The organism is Streptomyces sedi, from assembly GCF_006335015.1.
Taxonomy (GTDB): Bacteria; Actinomycetota; Actinomycetes; order Streptomycetales; family Streptomycetaceae; genus Streptomyces; species Streptomyces sedi.
On record NZ_VDGT01000014.1, the window covers coordinates 78236 to 100254 of the forward strand.

The 22019-nt window shown below is 75.2% G+C and carries 15 protein-coding genes; 7 read left to right on the top strand and 8 right to left on the bottom strand.

Annotated elements, in window-relative coordinates:
* Positions 1-44: 44 nt before the first annotated feature.
* Both FH715_RS18695 and FH715_RS18700 read left to right on the top strand, forming a co-directional pair.
* Positions 45-1874: a serine/threonine-protein kinase gene (locus FH715_RS18695; protein ID WP_139646801.1), complete on the top strand. Its 1830-nt coding sequence runs from the start codon at positions 45-47 to the stop codon at positions 1872-1874.
* Between the two features lie 157 nt (positions 1875-2031).
* Entirely contained in the window at positions 2032-2529 is a 498-nt protein-coding gene (locus tag FH715_RS18700; RefSeq protein WP_139646803.1) for a hypothetical protein, read from the top strand.
* Positions 2530-2554: 25 nt separating this feature from the next.
* On the opposite strand, the gene FH715_RS18705 is transcribed toward FH715_RS18700, so the two are convergent.
* From FH715_RS18705 to FH715_RS18720, 4 genes are all read right to left on the bottom strand, one after another.
* Positions 2555-3550: a LacI family DNA-binding transcriptional regulator gene (locus tag FH715_RS18705; protein ID WP_139646908.1), complete on the bottom strand. Its 996-nt coding sequence runs from the start codon at positions 3548-3550 to the stop codon at positions 2555-2557.
* Positions 3551-3660: 110 nt separating this feature from the next.
* Positions 3661-4149, bottom strand: coding sequence for a pyridoxamine 5'-phosphate oxidase family protein (locus FH715_RS18710; RefSeq protein ID WP_139646805.1), 489 nt, complete (start codon positions 4147-4149; stop codon positions 3661-3663).
* A gap of 12 nt (positions 4150-4161) precedes the next feature.
* Positions 4162-4644: an SRPBCC family protein gene (locus FH715_RS18715; protein ID WP_139646807.1), complete on the bottom strand. Its 483-nt coding sequence runs from the start codon at positions 4642-4644 to the stop codon at positions 4162-4164.
* On the bottom strand, positions 4644-5024 hold the full coding sequence (locus tag FH715_RS18720) for an ArsR/SmtB family transcription factor (RefSeq protein WP_139646809.1): 381 nt from the start codon (positions 5022-5024) through the stop codon (positions 4644-4646). The genes FH715_RS18715 and FH715_RS18720 overlap by 1 nt, the downstream gene beginning before the upstream one ends.
* 171 nt (positions 5025-5195) lie before the next feature.
* Here FH715_RS18720 and FH715_RS18725 point away from each other — a divergent pair, with 171 nt between their 5' ends.
* Positions 5196-6719, top strand: coding sequence for an alpha-N-arabinofuranosidase (locus FH715_RS18725; RefSeq protein WP_139646811.1), 1524 nt, complete (start codon positions 5196-5198; stop codon positions 6717-6719).
* Between the two features lie 31 nt (positions 6720-6750).
* Here the strand turns inward: FH715_RS18725 and FH715_RS18730 are convergent, their stop codons facing one another.
* Together FH715_RS18730 and FH715_RS18735 are read right to left on the bottom strand one after the other, a co-directional pair.
* Positions 6751-8733, bottom strand: coding sequence for a DUF2264 domain-containing protein (locus FH715_RS18730; RefSeq protein ID WP_246108834.1), 1983 nt, complete (start codon positions 8731-8733; stop codon positions 6751-6753).
* 347 nt (positions 8734-9080) lie between these two features.
* The gene (locus FH715_RS18735; RefSeq protein ID WP_139646813.1) at positions 9081-10178 is read right to left on the bottom strand and encodes an aminoglycoside phosphotransferase family protein; all 1098 of its coding nucleotides are present in this window, start codon (positions 10176-10178) and stop codon (positions 9081-9083) included.
* Positions 10179-10413: 235 nt separating this feature from the next.
* Between FH715_RS18735 and FH715_RS18740 the strand changes: the two genes are divergently transcribed.
* A complete protein-coding gene (locus FH715_RS18740) occupies positions 10414-11862 on the top strand; it encodes a DNA-binding protein NsdB (protein ID WP_139646815.1) in 1449 nt (482 codons plus the stop codon).
* A gap of 144 nt (positions 11863-12006) precedes the next feature.
* Here FH715_RS18740 and FH715_RS18745 read toward each other — a convergent pair whose 3' ends face one another.
* Entirely contained in the window at positions 12007-13386 is a 1380-nt protein-coding gene (locus FH715_RS18745; RefSeq protein ID WP_139646817.1) for a PP2C family protein-serine/threonine phosphatase, read from the bottom strand.
* Between the two features lie 226 nt (positions 13387-13612).
* Here FH715_RS18745 and FH715_RS18750 point away from each other — a divergent pair, with 226 nt between their 5' ends.
* On the top strand, positions 13613-15034 hold the full coding sequence (locus FH715_RS18750) for a HEAT repeat domain-containing protein (protein WP_139646819.1): 1422 nt from the start codon (positions 13613-13615) through the stop codon (positions 15032-15034).
* A gap of 174 nt (positions 15035-15208) precedes the next feature.
* Positions 15209-18799 (top strand): hydantoinase B/oxoprolinase family protein, encoded by a 3591-nt coding sequence (locus FH715_RS18755; protein ID WP_139646823.1) that lies wholly within the window; start codon positions 15209-15211, stop codon positions 18797-18799.
* Between the two features lie 10 nt (positions 18800-18809).
* Here the strand turns inward: FH715_RS18755 and FH715_RS18760 are convergent, their stop codons facing one another.
* The gene (locus FH715_RS18760) at positions 18810-19265 is read right to left on the bottom strand and encodes a cyclic nucleotide-binding domain-containing protein (RefSeq protein ID WP_139646825.1); all 456 of its coding nucleotides are present in this window, start codon (positions 19263-19265) and stop codon (positions 18810-18812) included.
* Between the two features lie 246 nt (positions 19266-19511).
* Here FH715_RS18760 and FH715_RS18765 point away from each other — a divergent pair, with 246 nt between their 5' ends.
* Positions 19512-21920, top strand: coding sequence for a SpoIIE family protein phosphatase (locus FH715_RS18765; protein ID WP_139646827.1), 2409 nt, complete (start codon positions 19512-19514; stop codon positions 21918-21920).
* Positions 21921-22019: the final 99 nt, after the last annotated feature.

Below are 22019 nucleotides of genomic sequence, written 5' to 3' on the forward strand. Positions count from 1 at the left end.
CAGGGGCGGACAACGGGTCGACGACGGGGGGTGGACACCGGACGATGACGGATGGCGTGCTGCTGCATGGCCGCTACCAGCTGCTCGAACTCATCGGGCGCGGCGGCATGGGGGAGGTCTGGCGTGCCAGGGACGAGGCGCTCGGGCGCCGGGTCGCGGTCAAGTGCCTGAAGCCGCTGGGCGGCCAGCAGGAGGAGTCGTTCCTGCGCGTCCTGCGCGAGCGGTTCCGGCGGGAGGCCAGGGTCGCCGCCGGGCTGCAACACCGGGGCATCACCGTGGTCCACGACTTCGGCGAGTCCGACGGGGTGCTCTACCTGGTGATGGAGCTGCTGGAGGGCAGGAACCTCAGCGAGCTGCTCCAGGCGGCGGGACCCGGACCGCTGTCCGTCAGCGAGGTCATCGACGTCGCCGAGCAGGTCTCGGCGGCGCTGGCCTACACCCACGAGCAGGGCATCGTCCACCGCGACCTCAAACCGGCCAACATCATGCGGCTCACCGACGGCACGGTGAAGATCTGCGACTTCGGCATCGCCAGGCTGGCCCAGGGGATCGGGCTGTCCACCAAGCTCACCAGCGCCGGAATGGCCATGGGCACCCCGCACTACATGTCGCCCGAGCAGATCGCCGGCGTCAACGTCGACGCCCGTAGCGACCTCTACTCGTTGGGCTGCGTGCTGTACGAGATCGCCACCGGCGCGCCCCCGTTCGACCTCGGCGACCCCTGGGCCATCCTCATCGGGCACCGCGACACCCCGCCCGAGCCGCCCAGGACGCTGCGGCCCGAGCTGACCGAGGGGCTGGAGCGCTTCATCCTGGCGCTGCTCGCCAAGGACCCGGACGAACGCCCCGACGACGCCGCCCGGACGCTCCGCGAGATGCTGGGCCAGCCCACCCCGGTGGCGACCGGCACCCAGCTGGTGCCCCGCGTCCGGCGCGAGCCGGCGCGGCTGCCCGAGTGGACCAGGGGGATGCGCGTCGGCTCGCGCGCCAGCGGCTCCTGGTCGTTGCGGCTGGCCCCGCCGGACCGTTCCGCCGGTCTCACCGGCCAGTGGACCGGGATGACGGCCACCGTGCTGGCGCATCCCACCAGCGTGCGGCGGGGCCCCTCGCCCGAGCATCTGGCCGTTCTCGCCAGCCGCCACCGCGCCGGCCTCAGCCTGGGCCGCCTCGGGCGCTGGGAGGAGGCGTACGAGGTGCACAGCGCCGTCGCCGAACTGCGCGGCGAGGCCCTGGGCGAGCTGCACGAGGAGACGCTGACCAGCCGCTTCGAGGCGGCGTACGCCCTGGCGCGGCTGCGTCGTTGGGAGGAGGCGCTGGCCGGGCTGCGTGACGCGGCGGAGGCCAGGGTGCAGGTGCTGGGCGCCGAGCACCAGGACACCCTGGAGGTCGTCTACGAGGTGGGCATCTGCCTGGGCCGCCTCGGCCGCCCGGCGGAGGCGCTGCCGCTCTACGAGGTGCTGATCGAGGCGTACACCCGCACCCGGGGCTCCGACCACCCCGAGACGCTGCGCGCCCGCCACGGGCGGGGCATGACGCTGGGGCGGCTGGGCCGCTGGGAGGAGGCGCTGGCCGAGGCGGTCGAGGTGCACCGCGCCAGGACCGCCGCGTTGGGCGCCGAGCACCCGCACACGCTCGTGAGCGAGCGGGAGATCGCGGTGGCGCTCGGCTGGTTGGGCCGCTGGGAGGCGGCGCTTGAGCGCTTCCACCGGGTGCGGCTGGTGCGCGAACACGTGCTGGGCGCCAGCCACCCGGACGCGCTGATCAGCCGCAACGACGAGGCCCTCTGCCTCGAACAGCTGGGCCGCGGCGCGGAGGCGGTGGAGCTCTACCGCCAGGTCGCGACGCTGCGCGCCGACGACGCGGACACGGCGTGACGCCCCTCGGGGGAGTCGCGTGGGCGACCGCGCGAGCGGCCGTCCCCCGACGCGCGGTCGACCGCCTTCCACCGGTGCCCTGACCGCGGTTCGCCCCGCGTCCCGCCGTCCGACCTGACTGCCGGGGAACGCGGGTCACCGACGTACGATGGCCCCCATGTCCTTCCTCCGCCGCCGCAACGCAGCATCCCCCGCCGGGCCCGACTTCGACGTGCTGGCCATGGACCCGGGGGACTGGCCCGGGGTGCTCGGCGCCGGCCTGCTGCCCGCGCCGGACGGCAGCTGTCAGGGCGTCGTGCTGCGGTACGACCTCTTCGGCGGGAGGGGCCCGGCCATGATCATCGGCAACCTCCCCGAGGGCTCGCCGGCGAGGGAACGCGCCGACGACGAGGCGCCGTTCGAGGTGCACCAGCTGATGTCGGCGCTGGAGATGAACGAGGAGGTCACCTGCACGGGCACCGAGGAGGTACCCGTGATGCACGACGGGAACCTGCTGATCGTCCGCCGGGTGCTGTGCAGCGAGGGCCGGGTGGCCTGTGTGCAGTTCGACCGCAGCGACGGCGTGTTGGTGACCATCGCCAGTTGGGAACGGCCGATCACCGACGAGCTTTACCAGTTGTTGAAACCGCTGCCCGCCGAGATGTTCCAGCGCTGAGTCGCTCCCGTCTGGTGACGGGCGTTCAACGGGTGGTCGACTCGCGCACCACCAGGCGGTGCGGCCCCGTGAAGCTCCGGACCTCGCCCGCCGGCCGGCGGCCGGCGATCCGTTCGGTCAGCATCTCCAGCGCCGCGGCGACCATCTCGGCGTGACCGGGTGCCACGGTGGTCAGGGAGGGCACCGCGTAGGCGGCCCCCGGGATGTCGTCGAAGCCGACCACCAGCACGTCCCCCGGCACGGAGAGTCCCGCGTCCCGCAGGCCGCGCACCACCCCGAGCGCCAGCGAGTCGGTCAGACAGAGCGCGCCGTCGAACGGCACGCCGCCGTCCCGCAGTCGGCGCACCGCCTCGGCGCCTCCCGCCGTGGTGAAGGCGCAGCCGGCGAGCAGCGCGTCGTCGCGCGCCACCCCGGCGTCGGCGAGAGCGGCCAGATGGCCGGCGGTGCGCAACGTCGCCGCGCCGCTCTCGCCCTCCGCGCGCCCGCCGATCACGGCGATCCGGCGGCAGCCGCGCTCCAGCAGGTGGCGCGTGGCGTCACCCGCGCCCTCGAAGTTGGCCATGCCGACGTGGTCCACGTGCGCGCCCCGGAACCTTTCGCCCAGCGTGACCACGGGAAAGTCGGCGAAGAGCGCGCCGCCGTCCTCCTCGCCGAGCTCCACGGTGGCCATGATCAGCCCGTCGTAGGTCCGCAACCGGGAGTGGGCCAGCGCCTCCGTCTCGCCCTCGCGCGAGGCGCCGGTCTGCTCGACCGCCACCCGGTACCCGAGGCGCCGCGCCCCCGCGATCACCAGCGCGGCGAGATGGCCGTAGTAGGGCTGGTCGATGCCGGGGACGGCCAGGCCGATCACCCCCGTGGTGCCGGAACGCAGGTGGCGCGCGGCGTAGTTCATCCGGTAGCCGAGCCGGTCGACCGCCTCCGCCACCCGCCGTCTGGTCTCCTCGCTGACGTGGGGGTGGCCGTTGATGACGTTGGAGACCGTCATCGCCGACACCCCGGCGGCCCGCGCCACGTCGCTCATCGTCACCACGAACCGGCCACCTCCTCGGCCCCGGGCCGTCCGTGCCCGGCGGCCCCCGCCCGGCAACGATACCCAGGGCCGGCGGCGGCCCCTCCCGCGTGCGGTGCCGGTCAACCACCCCCGTCGCGTGCCGCGGCGAGCTTCTCAAGGGCGCTGGGCAGCGTGGTCTCGAAGTCCAACAGCTTCGCCCACTCCGGGGTGACCGCGATCCGCGTCATCCGTCGGTAGAGGGAACGGGCCTCGGCCGCGAACGCGGCCCGTTCCTCGGCACCCGCGGGGGCGCTCGCGTCGAGGAACTCCTCCGGCACCCCGTCGACCGTCTCCAGCCGCGCGGTGCCCCGCACCAGCAGCGCGCGCGGCGGGAAGCCCTCGGTGTCCAGGGTGAGGGCCACCTCGGGCCTGGCCTCCAGGGCCCGCGCCTTCGGGGCGTCGGTGGCGGTGAACATCAGGAACCGGGTGCCGTCCCAGTGGTGACCGATCGGGATCACCCGGGGCGTGCCGTCCCGCGCGACATAGGCGAGCCGCGCGGGTGCCCGGGAGGCGAGGAGCGCGCACGCGAGGGGGCGGGTCAGGACCTCCCGCACGTCGTCGGGGCGCATGGCGCGCACCGCCTAAGCCCGGTGGCCGGGGCCGCCGGCCAGGGCTTCGGTGAGGACGTCGAGGGCGGAGGACCAGCCGTCGTACACGGAGTCGTCTCCCGGCCGTCCCGGCACCCCCCGGAGGCGGAAGGTCATCCCGGTCCTGTCGCCGAGGTCGTCGAGGTCCACCGTGACGACGGGCGAGTCCTCGGCCGCCGCCTCCGGGTGGCCCCAGGTGAAGACCAGGCGCTCGGGGGCGGCGATCTCCAGATAGACCCCGCCGGTCGGGGTGCGCTCCCCGGTGGCGTCGGAGACCATCACGTACGCGTAGCGACCGCCGACCCGCAGGTCCGCGTGGACGTGCTCGCGCGGCGAGGTCATCCCCCGGGGGTGGAACCACCGGGCCATCTCGTCGGGTTCGGTCCACGCCCGCCACACGAGGTCGCGGGGTGCGTCCAGCACCCGGGTGAGTGTGAAGCCCGGCGTCTCGTCGTCCGGTCGGGTGTCTCGGTGCATCAGTCCGTCTCTTCCCTGTCGCGCTGTTCCTCCGCCGTCCCGGTGGCCCGTTCGCGCCGCATCTCCCGCAGCCGGTCCTCCAGGTTGTCGAAGCTCTGCTCCCACACGGTCCGTTGCTGGTCCAGCCACGCGGACACCTCGTCGAGCGGCTCGGTGCGCAGGGCGCACGTGCGCCACTGGGCGCTTCGGCCGCGCACCACGAGCCCCGCCGTCTCCAGGACCTTGAGGTGCTGCGAGACGGCCGGCCTGCTGATCCGCAGCGGCTCCGCCAACTCCCCGGCGGTGACCGGGCCGTGGCTCAGCCGCGCCAGCATCGCGCGCCGGCGCGGATCGGCGAGGGCACCGAAGACGAGGTCGAGAGTCCGGGAGGTGTCCTGCATTTTCGGAACTCCTTAATTAAGCAACAACGCAAATGTAGCGGGACGCGGGGGCGCCGTCAACGGCTCCGCCCGTCCGGCGCCGCGACCCTTGACGCCTCGGGGGCGCCGTGCCAGTTTTTATCGATACAAGACGTCGACCAGCGACGCGGCCCAGCGACGAGGAGCAACCGCATGTCCGGCAGCAGCGGCAGGGCGATCATCAACCTGGACATCGAGGGGCCGGTCATCAGCCGCCACCTCTACGGCCACTTCGCCGAGCACCTCGGGCGCTGCGTCTACGGCGGCCTGTGGGTCGGGGAGGACTCGCCGATCCCGAACGAGGGGGGCCTGCGGCTGGACGTCGTCGAGGCGCTGCGCGCGTTGGACATCCCCAACCTCCGCTGGCCCGGCGGCTGTTTCGCCGACGAGTACCACTGGAAGGACGGCATCGGCCCGCGCGAGGACCGCCCCCGGATGGTCAACACCCACTGGGGGAACGTGGAGGAGAACAACCACTTCGGCACCCACGAGTTCCTGGCCCTGTGCGAACTACTGGGCGCCGAGCCCTACATCAGCGGCAACGTCGGCAGCGGCACCGTGCGTGAGATGAGCGAGTGGGTGGAGTACCTCACCCGCGACGGGGACAGCCCCATGGTGGCGCTGCGCAGGGCCAACGGTCGCGAGGAGCCGTGGCGCGTGCGGTTCTGGGGACTGGGCAACGAGGCCTGGGGCTGCGGCGGCAACATGCGCGCCGACTACTACGCGGACCTGGCCCGCCAGTACGCGACCTACTGCCGTGACCACGGCGACAACACGCTCTACCGGATCGCCGCCGGCGCCTCCGACGCCGACTACGCCTGGACCGAGACGCTGATGCGGCAGATCAGCTGCTTCGGCTGCGAGGCCACCCCGAAGAACTTCTTCCAGGCGCTCTCCGTGCACTACTACACCCTGACGGGCCCCTGGGAGGCGAAGGGCAGCGCGACGGAGTTCACCACCGAGGACTACTACCGCACCATGGCCGCCGCCGCGCGGATGGACCGGATCATCCAGGGGCACTCCACGGTGATGGACGCCTACGACCCGGCGCGCCGGGTCGGCCTGGTCGTCGACGAGTGGGGCACCTGGTTCGATGTCGAGCCCGGCACCAACCCGGGCTTCCTCTTCCAACAGAACACGCTGCGCGACGCGTTGGTGGCCAGCACCCACTTCGACATCTTCCACCGGCACGCCGAGCGGCTGGCGATGGCCAACCTCGCCCAGACCGTCAACGTCCTCCAGTCGGTGCTGCTCACCGATGGTGACCAGCTGGTCCGCACGCCGACCTACCACGTCTTCGAGATGAACAAGGGGCACCAGGACGCCACCTCGCTGCCCGTTCACCTGACCACTTCGGACGACGCGCGACGCCAGGTCGGCGACACCTCGTTGACCACTCTCTCCGCCTCGGCCAGCGTCCGGGACGGCGCGGTGCTGGTCTCCCTGACCAATCTCGACGCCGACCGGCCGGCCGAGGTCACCCTCGACCTGCGCGGCGGGACCCTCGCCGAGCCGACCGCCCGCATCCTGACCGCCGACCGGCTCCAGGACCACAACACCCCGGAGCGCAGCCCGGTCTCCGCCCGCCCGTTCACCGAACTGGGCGTGGAGAAGGGCGCGTTGACGCTGACCCTGCCCCCGCACTCCTTCGTCACGGTGAGCGGGCGGCGCGACTGACGCCCCGTCAGTCCACCCGTCAGTCCTCCCGTCAGTCCTCCCGCCGACCCGGGAGGGCGCGTCGGGGGGAGCGCCAACGCACCGTGTCGGACGTGCCGTCGGGCCACTCCACCGTCGCGCGCCCGGGGGAGAGGAGCACCCGGGGCGGAACGGGCGGGCCGGGCTCGCGGTGGACTCCGAGAAAGACGCCGACCGCGTGCAGCGGGCCGGTGGCGCGGTAGACGGGCGTCGCGCTGTGCGCGCCGAAGGCGTTGCGCCCCTCCTCGCGGTGCTCGGCGAGCGCGGCCGGCGTCTCGGTGAGCACCGCCAGCGCACTGGTCAACCCGTCCTCGCGGGCCAGCAGGACCGCGCGCGCCGTGGTCGCGCCCAGAGGAGGGAGGGGCGCGGCCAGCGCGTGGCCGCCGACACTGACCAGTCGGTCGTCCCCCGCGACCTCCACCACCCGGACCTCCCAGGCGCCCTTGACCAGTGAGGCGGTCACCAACGGCGGTCCCGCCGGCCACCGTTCGCGCTCCGGGACGCCGGCCACCGGCCAGTGGGGGACGTGCTCGGAGACGGCCGCCGGCGCCTCGACCTCCCCGCGGCGCAGCGGGCTGCGGTGGGAGAGCCGCCCTTCGGCGTCGACCAGCGCGACCCGGTTGTCCGGGCCCTGGTCGGCACGGGCGTCCCCGTCCCGGAACCCGGCCTCGGGGTCGTCGTGCCACGGGTCGGGCGGGCCGAGGTCGGGGCCCGTGTGCGTGGAGTAGGCCAGCCGCGCGTAGCTCGGGTCGTCGCGCGCCGGGCGGTCGGGCGGGGTGTGGTCGGTGCCGTGGTTGACCACCCTGACCACCCCGTCCGCCACGGTGCCGGAGACCAGCCAGCCGGGCGGGCCGACGGTGCGGGTGAAGTCCCCTCGTTCGACGGGCAGTCGTTCCTCCGGCTCGGTCCAGACGGGGTGGTCGGGCGGCAGCAGCAGCCCGGCGAAGCCCTGGCTGGCCCAGTACGGGGAGCCGGGGCCCGAGTAGCTCTGCCGCAGCGGGTCGAAACGCCCGTGCCAGCCGGCGGGCAGCAGCCCCCGTTCGTCGACCGCGCCCCGGTCGAGGAACGAACGCAGCGTGCCGCTGGCGGCCCTGCGGGTCAGCCCGGGGGAGAGCGGGGTGGCGTCGAACAGCGCGCCGGCGAAGAGCGGCGCCGCCGTGGCGAACCGGTAGATCAGCGACCGCCCCTGGAAGAGCGGCGCGCCGTCGCCGCCGATCAGATGGACGGCGTCGGCGAGATGGCGGCGCAGCCGCTCCCGGTAGCGGTCGAGCAGCCCCGGCTCCGCCGCCGTGCCGGAGATCCGGCAGTACCAGAGCGGGAAGAGATGCATCGCCCACCCGTTGTAGTGGTCGAAGTTCCGGTGCTGGCCGGGGCCGCGGCTGCCGTCGCTGTACCAGCCGTCGCCGGCGTACCAGTCCTCGGTGCGTTCCACGGCCTCGGCGATGTCGGAGGCGGAGTGCGGGGCGCCCACCGAGCGGAGGAAGGCGGCGACCACCGCGCGGAACCACAGCCAGTTGTTCCGCGGCACGGGCGCCTCGGCGACCTCGCTGAGCCAGTCGACGGCGTGGCCCCTGGCCCGTTCGTCCAACCGCTCCCAGAGCAGCCCGCGCGACTCGTGCAGCGCCACGACCAGCGCCGCGGCCTCGACCCTGGCCTGCGGCAGCTCGGCGGGGCGCGGCCAGCCGCCCGGCGCGCCCGGGTCGGCGCCGTGCGCCAGCCCGGCGGCGTACGGCGCCAGCAGCCGCTCGGCGTGCGACTGCCGGGCGTGGGCGGCGCGGAAGGCGGCCAGCAGAAAGGTGCGGGCGTACGCCTCAAGCGCGTCGCTGGCCGGGCCCGACCCGCTGGCGGGGCCCGGAAGCCGGTAGCCGGCGCCGCCGTGGACGGCGAACGGGGCGAGCGCCGCCAGCAGCCGGTCGGCGGTCTCCTCCCAGCGCCCTCGGTCCATCCCCGTCAGCGGGGAGGAGAACGACGCGGGGCCGCGGGGGGCGTGGTTCACGACAGCTCCTTGGGAGGGCGGTGCGCTCCGCACTGTCGCGCAGGTCAGCGCCACCCGTCAATGGAACGTCTCACGCCGGGGGCCCCGCGCCCGGGCCCCGCCCCGGACTTCGGGAGCGGGGAGCGATTCCCCGCACGCGGCCCGGAGTCGCGGACCCGGCGCGGGGCGCGACACCGCCAGACCCGCCACCGCGCGCGAGCCCCCGCGCCCCCGCGCGCCCCGCCCGGCCGTCGCCCTCCCCCGCGAGGCGCCGGCCGGGCGGCGTTCGTTCCCCTCACCCGTTCCGGCCCGTCAGGTCCGCCCGGTCCGCCCGGCCCGCATCCCGTCCGCCCGGTCCCTCCCGGCGCCTACCTGGTGCCGACGGCCGCCCGGATCGCGCGGCGGGTCAGTGCCCAGTCGTCGTGGAGCCGGCGCAGCAGCAGCCGCTTCTCCTCGCCGGGCGCGGGCCCGCCCGAGCGGTCGGCCGAGGCGCTGCCCGGGCGGTCCATGGCCCGGCGGACGGCCAGCTCGCAGTGGCGGATCTCCCGGGCGAGCACCAGCATCAGATTGATCAGGAAGCAGTCCCGCGCCGGCCGTCCCTCCGCCTGCGCCGACTGGCTGATCTGCCGCCGCACCAGCGGCGACTCGCCCAGCGCCACCCACAGCGTCGCCAGGTCGTACCCGGGCAGCCGCCACCCGGCCGAGGTCCAGTCGACCAGCACCGGCCCGGTGGGGGAGAGCAGCACGTGCGGCGGCAGCGCCTCGCCGTGGCCGAACTCGCGCGGCGGCTCGCCCCGGCCGCACACGTCGTGGAGCAACGTTTTCAGGTCGCTGAGATCGCGGTCCGTCAGCAGGCCGAACGGCTGGTAACGCGCCAGCTGGGCCGCGTGGTTGACCTCGTCGGGGAAGACCCCGGCGGCCGGCCGCCAGGCGTTGATCCGCCGCACGGCCGCCAGCGTCGCCCGCAGGTCGGTCCACGCCGGCGGCAGCGAGGGGTGGCGCTGCGGCGAGGCCACCCGCCCGGGCACGAACTCGGTGACCAGCGTGTGGTCGCCGTCGGCGATCAGCCGGGGCACCCGCACCGGGGGGCGGTGACGCAGAAACGCGCGGTTGACCGCCAACTCGCGCGCGAACCGTTCCCCGCGCTCCTCGCCCGGGTCCAGCACACACTTGGCGACCGCCGCGCGCCGCCCGGCCATGCCGGCCAGGACCACCGTGCCGTCCGCGTCCCGCAGCACCCGCGCCGGGGTGAACTCCGGGCAGATCCGCTGCACCGCTTCGAGCGCGACCCGCAGCCGTTCGCCGCCCGCCCCCGCGAGGTCTAACCGGGAGCCGACCGGCACCGGCGCGCCGGCGCGCCGGGTCCGCCGCAGTCGTTCGTCGACGAGCGCGCCGCGTGGACCGCCGGCGGTTCCGGTGGGCGGTGGCCGGTGCCGGGTTACCACGGGGGAGGGTGCTGGGTACATACCGGGCCGAGTCCCTTCGGTGGCGGCGGACGAGTCGGAGCGGCGCCGCGCCGGACCGTGCCGGGGCACCCTGGGGAAGTGCCCGCCGCTTCCTGGCCGGAGTGGCGCCAAGGACACACCACCCCCTTCCACGGGTGGCACACCATCTGGCGGGCCCTGGCGAACCCTGGCGAATTGTCATGTCGGTGCCCTCCCGCGGTTACTGTCAACTCAGCCGAGATCCTGGGGGCTTGACGTGAACAGAGGACCCAACACCAGGCTGGCGGACCTCTTCAGGCTCGCCGGGTGGTCCAAGGGGGAACTCGCGAGGCTGGTGAACCGGCAGGCGGCGGCCCAGGGCTTTCCGCAGCTGGCCACCGACACCTCGCGGGTGCGTCGGTGGATCGACACCGGCGAGACCCCGCGCGACCCCGTTCCCGACGTGCTGGCGACGCTGTTCACCGAGCGACTCGGCCGTGTCGTGACCATCGAGGACCTCGGGTTGCGCAGGCCAGGGAACGGCGGACGACAGCCCACGCTCCACGGGCTTCCGTGGACCCCCTGGCGGACGGCCGCGGTCCTCACCGAATTCACGGGAATGGACCTCATGCTGAACCGACGTGGCATGGTGGGCGCGGGAGCCGCGCTCGCCGCCGGCTCCGCACTCAGCGACGCCATGCACGACTGGCTCACCACCCCGGAGGGCGGGCCACGCCCGGGCCTCCCCGCCGGCGACCCCGGCCTCGACCGCTACGAGGCGGCCCCGGTCGGCTCCGAGGAGATCGAGGCGCTCGAACGCTCGGTCGAGGTGTTCCGCGCCTGGGACGCGGCGCGCGGCGGCGGGCTTCAACGCAAGGCCGTGGTGGGCCAACTCAACGAGGTGGGCGGGCTGTTGGCCTACCAGCACCCGGAGCACCTGCGCCGGCGGCTGTGGGGAGTGGCCGCCAACCTGGCGGTGCTCGCCGGCTGGATGTCCCACGACGTGGGTCTTGAGGCCACCGCGCAGAAGTACTTCGTGATAGCGGCGCACGCCGCCCGCGAGGGCGGCGACCAGCCGCGCGCCGGCGAGGCCCTGTCCAGGGCGGCGCGGCAGATGGTCCACCTGGGCCGGCCGGACGACGCCCTGGACCTGATGCGGCTGGCCAACGCGGGCGTCGGACGGGAGGCGCTGCCGCGCACCCGGGCGATGCTGCGCACCATCGAGGCGTGGGCGCACGCCTCGATGGGTCACGGCAAGGCGATGCGCCGCACGCTGGGCGAGGCGGAGGACCTGTTCGTCTCCGACCGGGGCGACGTGCCGCCGCCCAGCTGGATGCAGCTCTTCGACGAGGCGGACCTGCACGGGATGCAGGCCCTGGCCTACCGCACCCTCGCCGAGCACGACCCCTCGGCGGCGGCGCACGCCGAGCGGCACGCCAAGCAGGCGCTCGTCCTGCGCGGCGGCGAGCTGAAGCGGGCCAAGATCTTCGACCAGATCTCCCTGGCCTCCGCGTGCTTCATCGGCGACGACCCCGAACAGGCCGACCGCTACGCCCGGTTGGCGCTGGCCTCGGTGTCGGACAACTCCTCGCACCGCACCTGGGACCGGCTGCGTGAGATGTACCGGCTGACCGGCTACTACGCCGGCTACGCCCGCATCGAGGAGTTGCGGGAGGAGCTGGCGGAGTCGCTGCCGCGCCAGGCCCCGCCCCCCCGCCTGGTGTAACGCCGGGTCGGGCGGGCCGGCCGCCGTTCCCTCGACCGGGGCGGGAACGGCGGCCGGCGGCGCGCCCCCGCGGGCGATGCCGCTCGGCTCGGGACCGGCCCGCGAGAACGCCAGCGGCGGCGCGCCCCCGCGGGCGGGAGCCGTTCACCGCCCGACGCGGGCGACCAGCACGCAGGCGTCGTCGCCGCCGTCGCGCTCCTCGACGATCAGCCGCAGGCACTCGGCCGCGCTGTCGGCGGCGCTCAGCCGGCCGGCCAGACCGATCAGCCGGTGGTCCCCGGCGTGGCCCGTCACTCCACGCGCCGGGATGTCCGAAAACAGACCATCAGTATGGAGCACCAGCACGTCCCCGGGCTGAAGCGGATCCGTGCGTTCCGTGTACGCCGTGTCCCCGACCGCGCCCAGCAGGGTGCCCGTCGGGCGCGGCAGCGCCCACCCCGTGCCGCCCCGGCACAGCAGCGGCGCCGGATGGCCGGCCTGCGCCCACACCAGGCTGCCGTCCCTCGGCTCGTAGCGGCAGCACAGCACGCTGGCGAGCACCGGGTGCGCCCCACGGTCCAGCAGCTGGTTGAGGTGGCCGAGCAGCGCGGCCGGCGACTGGCCGGCCAGCGCGATGCCCCGGATCGCGCCCAGCGCGGTCGCCGTGCCCGCCACGGCGGCCGGCCCGCGCCCCGCCAGGTCGCCGACGCTCAACAGGCTGGCCCCGCCCGGTAGTTCGAGCGAATCGCACCACTTTCCCGTCAGCGGCGCGCCGCGCCCCGCCGGCAGATAGCGGGCGGCCAGCTCCAGGCCGCCGGGCGCCGGCGGCGCCGCCCCCCGCGCCACCTCGGCCAGCGCGCGTTCCACCCCGCTGTCGGCGCCCTCCGCCGTTTCGGCCACGCCCCCGCCGCTGACCCGCGCCGGCGCCCGGCGCTGGCTGGGCACGGGGTGCCGCACCACCTCGACGTCCCTGATCATCGCCCAGAGCGCGACCGTGCCCCCGTCGTCGTCCAGCACCGGCTCCCCGGCCATCCGCACCGCGCGCAGCGAGCCGTCGGGCCGGGTGATCCGGAACTCGCAGTCCATCGGCCGGCCGTCCACCAGGCACCCGGTGACGGCGGCCGTCAGCGCCGGCTGGTCCTCCGGCGGCAGGAACGACGGCAGCTGGTCCAGCGAGAGCGGGCCCTCGCCAACCGCCCGCCCGAAGATCACGTACAGCTCGTCCGACCACACCGCGCCGTCCGTCAGCAGGTTCCACTCGGCGCTGCCCACCCGGGGCACCGGTGCCGCACCCACCGCGGGCCCCGGCGCGGTGCGCAGCTCGTGCAGCTGCTCTGCCACGTCGTCGAGCCAGCCGCCGACCAGCTCCCACGCCGCCCGGCGCACCGGTTCCCCGGCCGTGGCGCGCGGGTCGGCGCGGCGTGCGGCGTCGAGATCGTCCCGCAGCCGGCGGGTGCGGACCACCAGCTCGTCGAGGGAAGGCCCCGCGGGGTGCTTCGCCAACGGCGGCGTGATCGGTGGCTTGGGGTTCTGGGAGGAGAGCATGGCTGACCTCGAAACGGCGAGTCGGGCCTGACGGCCGGAGCGGTCGGCGCGGACGACTCCAGACTGTTGCACAGCCCTACCCGCTCCGTAAGAGATTCAGCCGCCGCACGGGGCGCGCACGGTGGCACGCCGGGTGTAGAACTCCTCGGGACGGCAAGGAGCCGTCTCGGGACATCCCACCGAAATCCCGTTGCCACCGACACCGACGCACCGGATGCTGACTCATATGTTCGCCAGTCCGACCGAAACCGACATAGCGCCCAGCGGGACCCTCCTGGGCCTCCTCCAGCGGGGGCGCGGTGACGGGTGGCTGCACGCCCTGGCCGCTCCCAGGTCCGAGGCGGTGGCCGCGCTGGAGCACTGCGTGCTCCACGACCCCCGCGCCGACTGGCAGCTGGAGCGCCGTTCCCTCTACTACGCGCGGCTCTACCTGGAGCTGGGCGCCGACCTGTGGCCGCTCACCGACCACCTCTTCCACGCCGACGACGCCACCGGTGGCGAGGAACGCACCGGACTCGCCCTCTCCGTCCTCGGCCACCTCGCCACCTACGGCCGCGGCCACGCCCTGCGGCTGCTGCGCGGCTACGCCGTGCGCGGCGCCAACTGGCGGTGGGCCCTCGACGAGTTGGCCGTCCGCGACAGCGACGCCGGCCTGCGCGGCCTGGGCCCGCGCATCCTGGAGCGCTTCCCGCGCACCACCGAGGGCGAGGACGCGCTGGCCGCCGCCGTCCGCGACTCGTTCGAGCCACGCCCCTGGCGGATCTGGGCCGAGGACCCCGAGCGCCCCGCCCAACGGAAACGCCTGACCGCCGCGCTGGAGCGCGGCGACTTCGACCGCTGGCAGCGCCAGCTCCGCCCCTCAGGACCCCGCCCCGGCTGGAGCGTCGCCTCCGTCCTCGACTGGGCCAGGGACGGCCACGAGCAGACCCCGCCGCAGTGGCGCGAGGCGCCGGCCGCCCGCTGCCTGGCCGCCGTGGCCGGCCCCGAGGACCGTCCCGCGCTGCTGGCCGCCGCCGGCGGCGGCCACCCCGCCCCCCGCGCCGCCGCGCTGCGCCACCTCGCCGACCGGGACGACGCCAGGGCCCTCGACCTCATAGAGGCGGCCACCGGGGCCGCCCATCCGCAGTTGCGCAGGGCCGCGCTCACCGCGTTCTCCCGCATGGCCGGGCCCCGCGTGCTCGACCGGGCCAGGACGTGGGCGGTCCGCGGCGACGAGCTGGGCACCACGGCGGCTGCGCTGCTGGCACGGCGCGGCACCACCACCGACGCGCCGCGCGTGCTGGCCGCACTCCACCGGGCGGTGCGGGCGCCCGGCGCCGAGGGCCGGGAGCTGGGCCCACTGGTGGAGGGCGTCGGCCGGCTGTGCGTGACCGCGGCCGTTCCCGTGCTGCGCCACCTGTACCGCGAGACGCCCTCCTCGCAGTTGCGCGGCCACGCGGCGCGCGCGCTGGCCGCGACCGACCCCGGCTTCGCGCACGGTCTCGCCGTCGAGTGCCTGTGGGACTGCGAGGAGGAGACCCGCCAGTTGGGCGCGGAGTCCGTGCCGACGGGCGACGCGCGGGTGCTGGAACGGATGCGCAGCCTCGCCAGCGATCCGGCCGAACAGGCGGGCGTGGTCAGCGCGGTGCGCTGCCGCCTGGCTCTTTGACGGGGGGCGACTTGACGGGGGGCGACTACTCGCCGTTCCGGTGCGGGGGCGTGGTCGTCTGCGGGTCGTCGCTCATGCACCGCGCGGTTCCTCGCGCCCCTCAAGCCGCCCACCGACGTGCTGGGGGCGCGGGGAACCACCCACCGGGGCGGCCCGCTGGGGCAGGATGGGGTGATGGACGGGCGTTGGGAGTTCTGGATCGACCGGGGTGGCACCTTCACGGACGTCGTCGGGCGCCGCCCCGACGGGCGGCTGGTCACCGACAAGCTGCTCTCGCACGCCCCGGAGCGCTACCGGGACGCCGCCGTCGCCGGCATCCGCCGGATGCTGGGGCTGGCCGACGGCGAGCCCGTGCCGGCCGAGCGGGTCGAGATCGTGAAGATGGGCACCACCGTCGCCACCAACGCCCTGCTGGAGCGCCGGGGCGAGCCCACCGTGCTGGTCACCACCGCCGGCTTCCGCGACGCGCTGCGCATCGCCTACCAGAACCGGCCGCATCTCTTCGACCGCCACATCCGGCTGCCCGAGGCGCTCTACGACCGGGTGATCGAGGTGCCCGAGCGGCTCGCCGCCGACGGCGCCGTCGTCCGGCCGCTGGCGGCCGAGCCGGTCGCCGAGGCGCTGCGCGCCGCCCGCGCCGAGGGTTTCCGGGCGGCGGCCGTGGTGCTGATGCACGGCTACCGCCATCCCGCGCACGAGCTGGCCGTCGGCGCGCTGGCGAGGGAGGCGGGGTTCACGCAGGTCAGCTGCTCGCACGAGGTCAGCCCGTTGATCAAGCTGGTCTCCCGTGGCGACACCACGGTCGTCGACGCCTATCTCTCCCCGGTGCTGCGCCGCTATGTCGAGCGGGTCGCCGACGAACTGCGCGGCGTGCGGCTGCTGTTCATGCAGTCCGGCGGCGGGCTGCGGGAGGCGGGGCACTTCCGGGGGCGGGACGCGGTGCTCTCCGGGCCGGCCGGCGGGGTCGTCGGGATGGCGCGGTCCTGCGCCGAGGCCGGCCACCACCGGGTGATCGGCTTCGACATGGGCGGCACCTCGACGGACGTCTCGCACTACGCCGGCGCCCTGGAACGGGTGTGGGGCACCGAGGTCGCAGGGGTGCGGATGCGCGCGCCGATGATGGACATCCACACGGTCGCCGCCGGCGGCGGCTCCCTGCTGCGGTTCGACGGCGCCCGTTACCGCGTGGGCCCCGACTCCGCCGGCGCCCATCCGGGCCCGGCCTGCTACCGGCGCGGCGGGCCGCTGGCCGTCACCGACGCGCAGGTGATGCTCGGACGTGTCCAACCCGACCACTTCCCCCGGGTCTTCGGCCCCGACGGCGACCAGCCGCTGGACGAGGAGGTGGTCGTTGAACGGTTCACCGCGCTGGCCCGCGAGATCGCCGAGGCCACGGGCGACGACCGGGGACCCGAGGAGGTCGCCGAGGGGTTCCTGGATATCGCGGTCCTCGACATGGCGGGCGCCGTCAAGAAGATCTCCGTGCAGCGCGGCCACGACGTGACCCGTTACGCGCTGGCCAGCTTCGGTGGCGCCGGCGGTCAGCACGCCTGCCGGGTCGCCGACGCGCTGGGCGTGGAGACGGTCGTGGTGCCGCCGCTGGCCGGGGTGCTCTCGGCCTACGGCATCGGCGTCGCGGACGCCACCGCGCTGCGGGAGCGCTCGGTGGAGAGCGAGCTGACGGACGCCGGGATCGCCGAGGTGGCCCGCGCCGCCGAGGAGCTGACCGCCGAGGCCGTCGCCGCGCTGCGCGCCGACGGCGTGCCGGCGGACGCCGTGCGGCACTCCGTCCGCCTCCATCTGCGGTACGCGGGAACGGACGCGGCGCTGCCGGTGGCGTGGGCCGAACCGGCGGCGATGGCCGCCGAGTTCGCCGCGCTGCACACCGCCCGCTACGGCTTCACCATGGACAAGCCGCTGGTCGCCGCCGTCGTCGCCGTGGAGGCGGTCGGCGCGGCCGGCGGCCACCTCGGCCGCCCCGCGCTGCCGCCGGCCGGCTCCGGCGAGCCGGAGCCCGCGACCACCGTGGAGATGTGGACCGAGGGCGCCCGGCGGCGGGTGCCGCTCCACCGGCGCTCCGCGCTGCGCCCCGGCGAGTCCGTCACGGGCCCGGCGATCGTCGCCGAGGACGACGCCACCACCGTCGTGGAGCCCGGCTGGCGCGCCCGCGTCGGCGAGCTGGGCCATCTGCTGCTGGACCGGGTCGCCCCCCGGCGCCGCGCCGTCGCCGTCGGCACCGACGTCGACCCGGTGCGGCTTGAGGTCTTCAACAACCTCTTCATGTCCATCGCCGAACAGATGGGCGTGGCGCTGGAGAACACCGCGCACTCCGTCAACATCAAGGAGCGCCTCGACTTCTCCTGCGCCCTCTTCGACGCGGAGGGCAACCTCGTCGCCAACGCCCCGCACATCCCCGTCCACCTCGGCTCGATGGGCGAGGCCGTCAAGGAGGTGCTGCGCCGCCGCGCGGGCGCGCTGCGCGCCGGCGACGTGATCGCCGTCAACGACCCGTTCCACGGCGGCACCCATCTGCCGGACGTCACCGTGGTCACCCCCGTCTTCGACGGCGACCGGCTGCTGTTCCTGGTCGCCTCCCGGGGCCACCACGCCGAGATCGGCGGCATCACCCCCGGCTCGATGCCCGCGTTCAGCCGCACCGTCGACGAGGAGGGCGTGCTCTTCGACAACTGGCTGCTGGTCGGCGGCGGCCGGCTGCGGGAGGCCGAGACCCGCGCGCTGCTGACCTCCGCCCCCCACCCCTCGCGCGGCGTGGAGGCCAACCTGGCCGACCTGCGCGCCCAGATCGCGGCCAACGAGCGGGGCATCGCCGAACTCCGCGCGGTCATCGACCAGTTCGGCCTCGACGTCGTGCACGCCTACATGGGGCACGTCCGGGACAACGCGGAGGAGGCGGTGCGCCGGATCATCGCCACGCTGCGGGACGGCCGCTCCCGTTACGAGACCGACGCCGGCGCCCACATCGAGGTCGCCGTCACCGTGGACCGCGCCGCGCGCCGCGCCGTGATCGACTTCGCCGGCACCTCCCCGCAGCAGCCGGGCAACACCAACGCGCCCCGCGCGGTCGTGCTGGCCGCCGTGCTGTACGTCTTCCGCACCCTGGTCGCCGACGACATCCCGCTCAACAGCGGCTGCCTGGTGCCGGTCGAGGTCCGCGTCCCGCCGGGGTCGATGCTCGACCCGCGCCACCCGGCGGCGACCGTCGCCGGCAACGTGGAGACCTCCCAGGCCGTCACCGGCGCCCTCTACGCGGCGCTCGGCGTCCAGGCGGAGGGCTCGGGCACGATGAACAACGTCACCTTCGGCAACGAACGGGCCCAGTACTACGAGACGTTGGCCAGCGGCTCCGGCGCGGGCGACGGCTTCCCCGGCGCCGACGCGGTGCAGACCCACATGACCAACTCCCGGCTGACCGACCCCGAGGTGCTGGAGTGGCGCTACCCGGTGCGGGTGGAGGAGTTCCGCGTCCGGGACGGCAGCGGCGGCGCCGGGCGCTGGCGGGGCGGCGAGGGCGTCGTCCGCCGGCTGGCGTTCCTGGAGCCCATGACGGTGGCGCTGCTGACCGGCCACCGCCGCGTCCCGCCCTACGGCATGGCGGGCGGCGCCCCCGGCGCCCTCGGGCGCAACGCGGTCGAACGCGCCGACGGCACCGTCACCGACCTCGCCGGCAGCGACAGCGTCGACGTCGGCCCCGGCGACGTGCTGCGCGTGGAGACGCCGGGCGGCGGCGGGTACGGGGCGCCCTGACGGCGCGCGCTCACCGCCCGGCGGCGGCGTGCGGCGCGAACAGGTCGAGCAGCCGCACCCGCGCCGCCTGCACCCGGTGCGCCAGGATCTCCGTGATCACCCGCAGCAGCGCGTAGCCGAACTCCGGGTCGCTCTCGCAGCGCGCCTGCACCTGGGAGCCCTGCCATTCGTAGGCCCGCACCGGGCTCAGCGCCTCGGCGCCGAAGTCCCACTGGAACGGCGGAAAGAGCCAGGACCAGCCCAGCAGGTCGCCCGACTCCAGCGAGGAGACCACCGTGGGCCGGGGGCCGCCCAGCCGCAGATCGAGCGTCACCGTGCCCGAACGGACGATCCAGAACCGGTCGGCGGTGCCGCGTTCCTCGAAGATCCGCCGCCCCTGCTCGAAGGAGACCTCACTCGCCAGGCCCATCAGCGTGTCCCTGTGCTCCGGTGGCAAAACCCGCAGCAGGCGCCGTGGAGCGGTCATCGCCGCCTCCTTCCCCGCCCGGACCCGGCCGGGCCGCGCCGTCGACTCGCCCGCCCCCGCCGTTCGGGGGCCGTCCCCCCATTGCACTCCCGTCCCGGCGCGCCCGCATCCCCGCTCCGGGCCGTTCGCATCCCTCCTCCCGGGTCGCACCGGCTGGGACCCGGTCGGACCGGAGAAGTCGCCGGTCCCGGCGGTGTCCGCGACAGTGGGGGAGAGGGCTGCGTCCCGCGGACCCGAGGGAGGAACGTGTGCGCGATCCCCACACCCGGTGACCTGGGCGGTGCGCCCGGCAGACCGGTGGTGTTGCTCGAAGTGGGCGAGGACGGGACGGTCCTCGCCGTGACCCCGGGGTCGGAGTGGCTGACCGGGGTGCCCACCGGGCAGCTGCCCGGCACCCCGCTGACCGAGCTGGTCACCGACCCCGAGGCCCGCGAGGCGCTGCGCGCCGGCACGGTCGGCAGCTGGCCCGTCCGCGTCCCACACCGCGACGGGCCGCCCGTCGAGGCGCGCCTCGACGTCTTCCCCCCGCTGCGTGGGGAACGCCAACACCGCCTCGTCGCGCTCACCGACGCGGGCACCGCACGGCAGCAGGACGAGGACCGGGCGCTGGTGCGGGCCCTGTTCTCCCAGCAGCAGGTCGGGCTCTCCATCCACGACGGCGAGCTGACCATCACCCGGATGAACGCCGACCCCAACGAGTGGAGCACCAGGAACCAGAGCCTCGGCCTCCACCACGAACTGCCCGTGACCCTCGACGAGATCATGGACCCCGAGGACGCGGCGGCCGTCGCCGAACGCCTCGCCGGCGTCGCCCGCACCGGCGAGCCGCTGGTCAACTGGGAGCACGTCTACCGCCGCCGCGACTCCCCGGAGCGGGAGCGCAAGGTGTCGATCACCTCGCTCCGCCTGGACGACCCGCGCGGCGGGCTGCTCGGCGTGGTCAGCGTCTACACCGACGTCACCGAGGAACGCCGCACCCAGCTGCGGCTCGACCTGCTGCACCGCGCGGCGCAGCGCATCGGCCCCTCGCTCGACGTCACCCACAACGCCGAGGAACTGGCCCGCGTCCTGGTGCCCGACTTCGCCGACCTGGCGGCCGTCGACCTCGGCGAGCGTGTCCTCGGCGGCGAGGAACCGGGGCGCCACGCGCTCAGCACCGGCCAGGTGCGCCGGGTCGCGACCGCCGGCGCGCACGGCGCGTGGCCCGACGGGGTCCACCCGCTGGGCGCCGTCTTCCACGTCGAGGCGCCGCCGGGCGCCGCCCCCGACGACGGCCGCCGGGTCATCCGAGACGGGGACGCGGCGGCGCTCCGCGCGGTCCACGCCGACGACCGCTCCCCGGGCGGCCAGGACACCGACCGGCTGCTGCTGCCCAGGCCGCCCGGCTCGCTGATGGTGGTGCCGCTGCGCGCCAGGGGACAGGTGCTGGGCGCGCTGGCACTGTGGCGCTCGCCCGACCGTTCCGCGTTCGACGACGCCGACGCCGACCTCGCGGAGGAGGTCGGCTCCCGCGCCGCCCTCAGCCTGGACAACGCCCGCCGCTACACCCGCGAGCACCACACCCTGGAGACCCTCCAGCGCAGCCTGCTGCCCCCCGCCGACTTCGAGGTCACCGCCGCCAGCACCGCGGGCCACTACGTGCCGGCCGAGACCACCGCCGGCATCGGCGGCAGCTGGTACGACGTGATCCCGCTCTCCTCGGCCCGGGTCGCGTTCGTCATCGGCGACGTCGCGGGACACGGACTCAACGCCACCGCCACCATGGGCCGGTTGCGGACGGCGGTGCAGACGCTGGCCGACATGGACCTGGCGCCCGACGAGCTGATGACCCGCCTGGACGACCTGGCCGTCAGGCTGGCCGAGTTCGCCTCCGACGAGCAGGACGGCGAGGGCGGCGCGATCGGCGCGACCTGCCTGTACTGCGTCTACGACCCGGTCAGCGGCGAGTGCGTCATGGCCAGCGCGGGCCGCACACCACCCGTGGTGGCGCAGCCGGGGGAGGCGGCCGAGGTGCTGCCGTTCAAGCCCGGGCCCTCGCTCGGCGTGGGCGGCACGCCGTTCGACACGTTCTCGCTGCGGGTGGGCCCCGGCAGCCTGTTGGCGTTCTTCAGCGAGGACCTGGTCGAGGACCGGACGGCCGAGCTGACCGGGCAACTGACCGGGGCTGCCCGCGCCGACCGCTCCCCGGCGGAGACCGGCCGCGCCGTCCTCGACCGGCTGCTGCCCGAACGCGCCCCCGCCAACGACATCGCGCTCCTCGTCGCCAGGGTCCGCCCGCTGCCGCCCGACTCCACCGCCGACTGGCAGCTCCCGGCCGAACCGTCCGTCGTCGGCCGCGCGCGCGACCTGGTCCTCGACAAGCTGCGCGAGTGGGAGCTGACGGAGACCGCCTTCCCCACCGAGCTGATCATCAGCGAGCTGATCACCAACGCCATCCGCTACGCCGGTGGCCCGGTCGGCGTGCGGCTGATCCGCGACGAGGCGCTGATCTGCGAGGTCTCCGACCCCAGCGAGACCCAACCCCACCTGCGCCGCGCCCGCCCCACGGACGAGGGCGGCCGTGGCCTCTTCCTCGTCGCCCAACTCGCCCACCGCTGGGGCAGCCGCTACACCGCCACGGGCAAGACCATCTGGACCGAACAACCCCTGTCCTGACACCCACCACCCCCGCGGCGCACTCCGGGGAGCGCGAGGAACGGCGCGAGCAACCCCCACCGGCCTTTGGGCCGCCCACACTCCTTCCCCGACGCGGCG

Bases quoted from the DNA above. Each gene is read 5' to 3' on its own strand.
- FH715_RS18695 (WP_139646801.1), top strand. From the start codon at position 45: ATGACGGATGGCGTGCTGCTGCATGGCCGCTACCAGCTGCTCGAACTC.
- FH715_RS18700 (WP_139646803.1), top strand. From the start codon at position 2,032: ATGTCCTTCCTCCGCCGCCGCAACGCAGCATCCCCCGCCGGGCCCGAC.
- FH715_RS18705 (WP_139646908.1), bottom strand. From the start codon at position 3,550: ATGAGCGACGTGGCGCGGGCCGCCGGGGTGTCGGCGATGACGGTCTCC.
- FH715_RS18710 (WP_139646805.1), bottom strand. From the start codon at position 4,149: ATGCGCCCCGACGACGTGCGGGAGGTCCTGACCCGCCCCCTCGCGTGC.
- FH715_RS18715 (WP_139646807.1), bottom strand. From the start codon at position 4,644: ATGCACCGAGACACCCGACCGGACGACGAGACGCCGGGCTTCACACTC.
- FH715_RS18720 (WP_139646809.1), bottom strand. From the start codon at position 5,024: ATGCAGGACACCTCCCGGACTCTCGACCTCGTCTTCGGTGCCCTCGCC.
- FH715_RS18725 (WP_139646811.1), top strand. From the start codon at position 5,196: ATGTCCGGCAGCAGCGGCAGGGCGATCATCAACCTGGACATCGAGGGG.
- FH715_RS18735 (WP_139646813.1), bottom strand. From the start codon at position 10,178: ATGTACCCAGCACCCTCCCCCGTGGTAACCCGGCACCGGCCACCGCCC.
- FH715_RS18745 (WP_139646817.1), bottom strand. From the start codon at position 13,386: ATGCTCTCCTCCCAGAACCCCAAGCCACCGATCACGCCGCCGTTGGCG.
- FH715_RS18750 (WP_139646819.1), top strand. From the start codon at position 13,613: ATGTTCGCCAGTCCGACCGAAACCGACATAGCGCCCAGCGGGACCCTC.
- FH715_RS18755 (WP_139646823.1), top strand. From the start codon at position 15,209: ATGGACGGGCGTTGGGAGTTCTGGATCGACCGGGGTGGCACCTTCACG.
- FH715_RS18760 (WP_139646825.1), bottom strand. From the start codon at position 19,265: ATGACCGCTCCACGGCGCCTGCTGCGGGTTTTGCCACCGGAGCACAGG.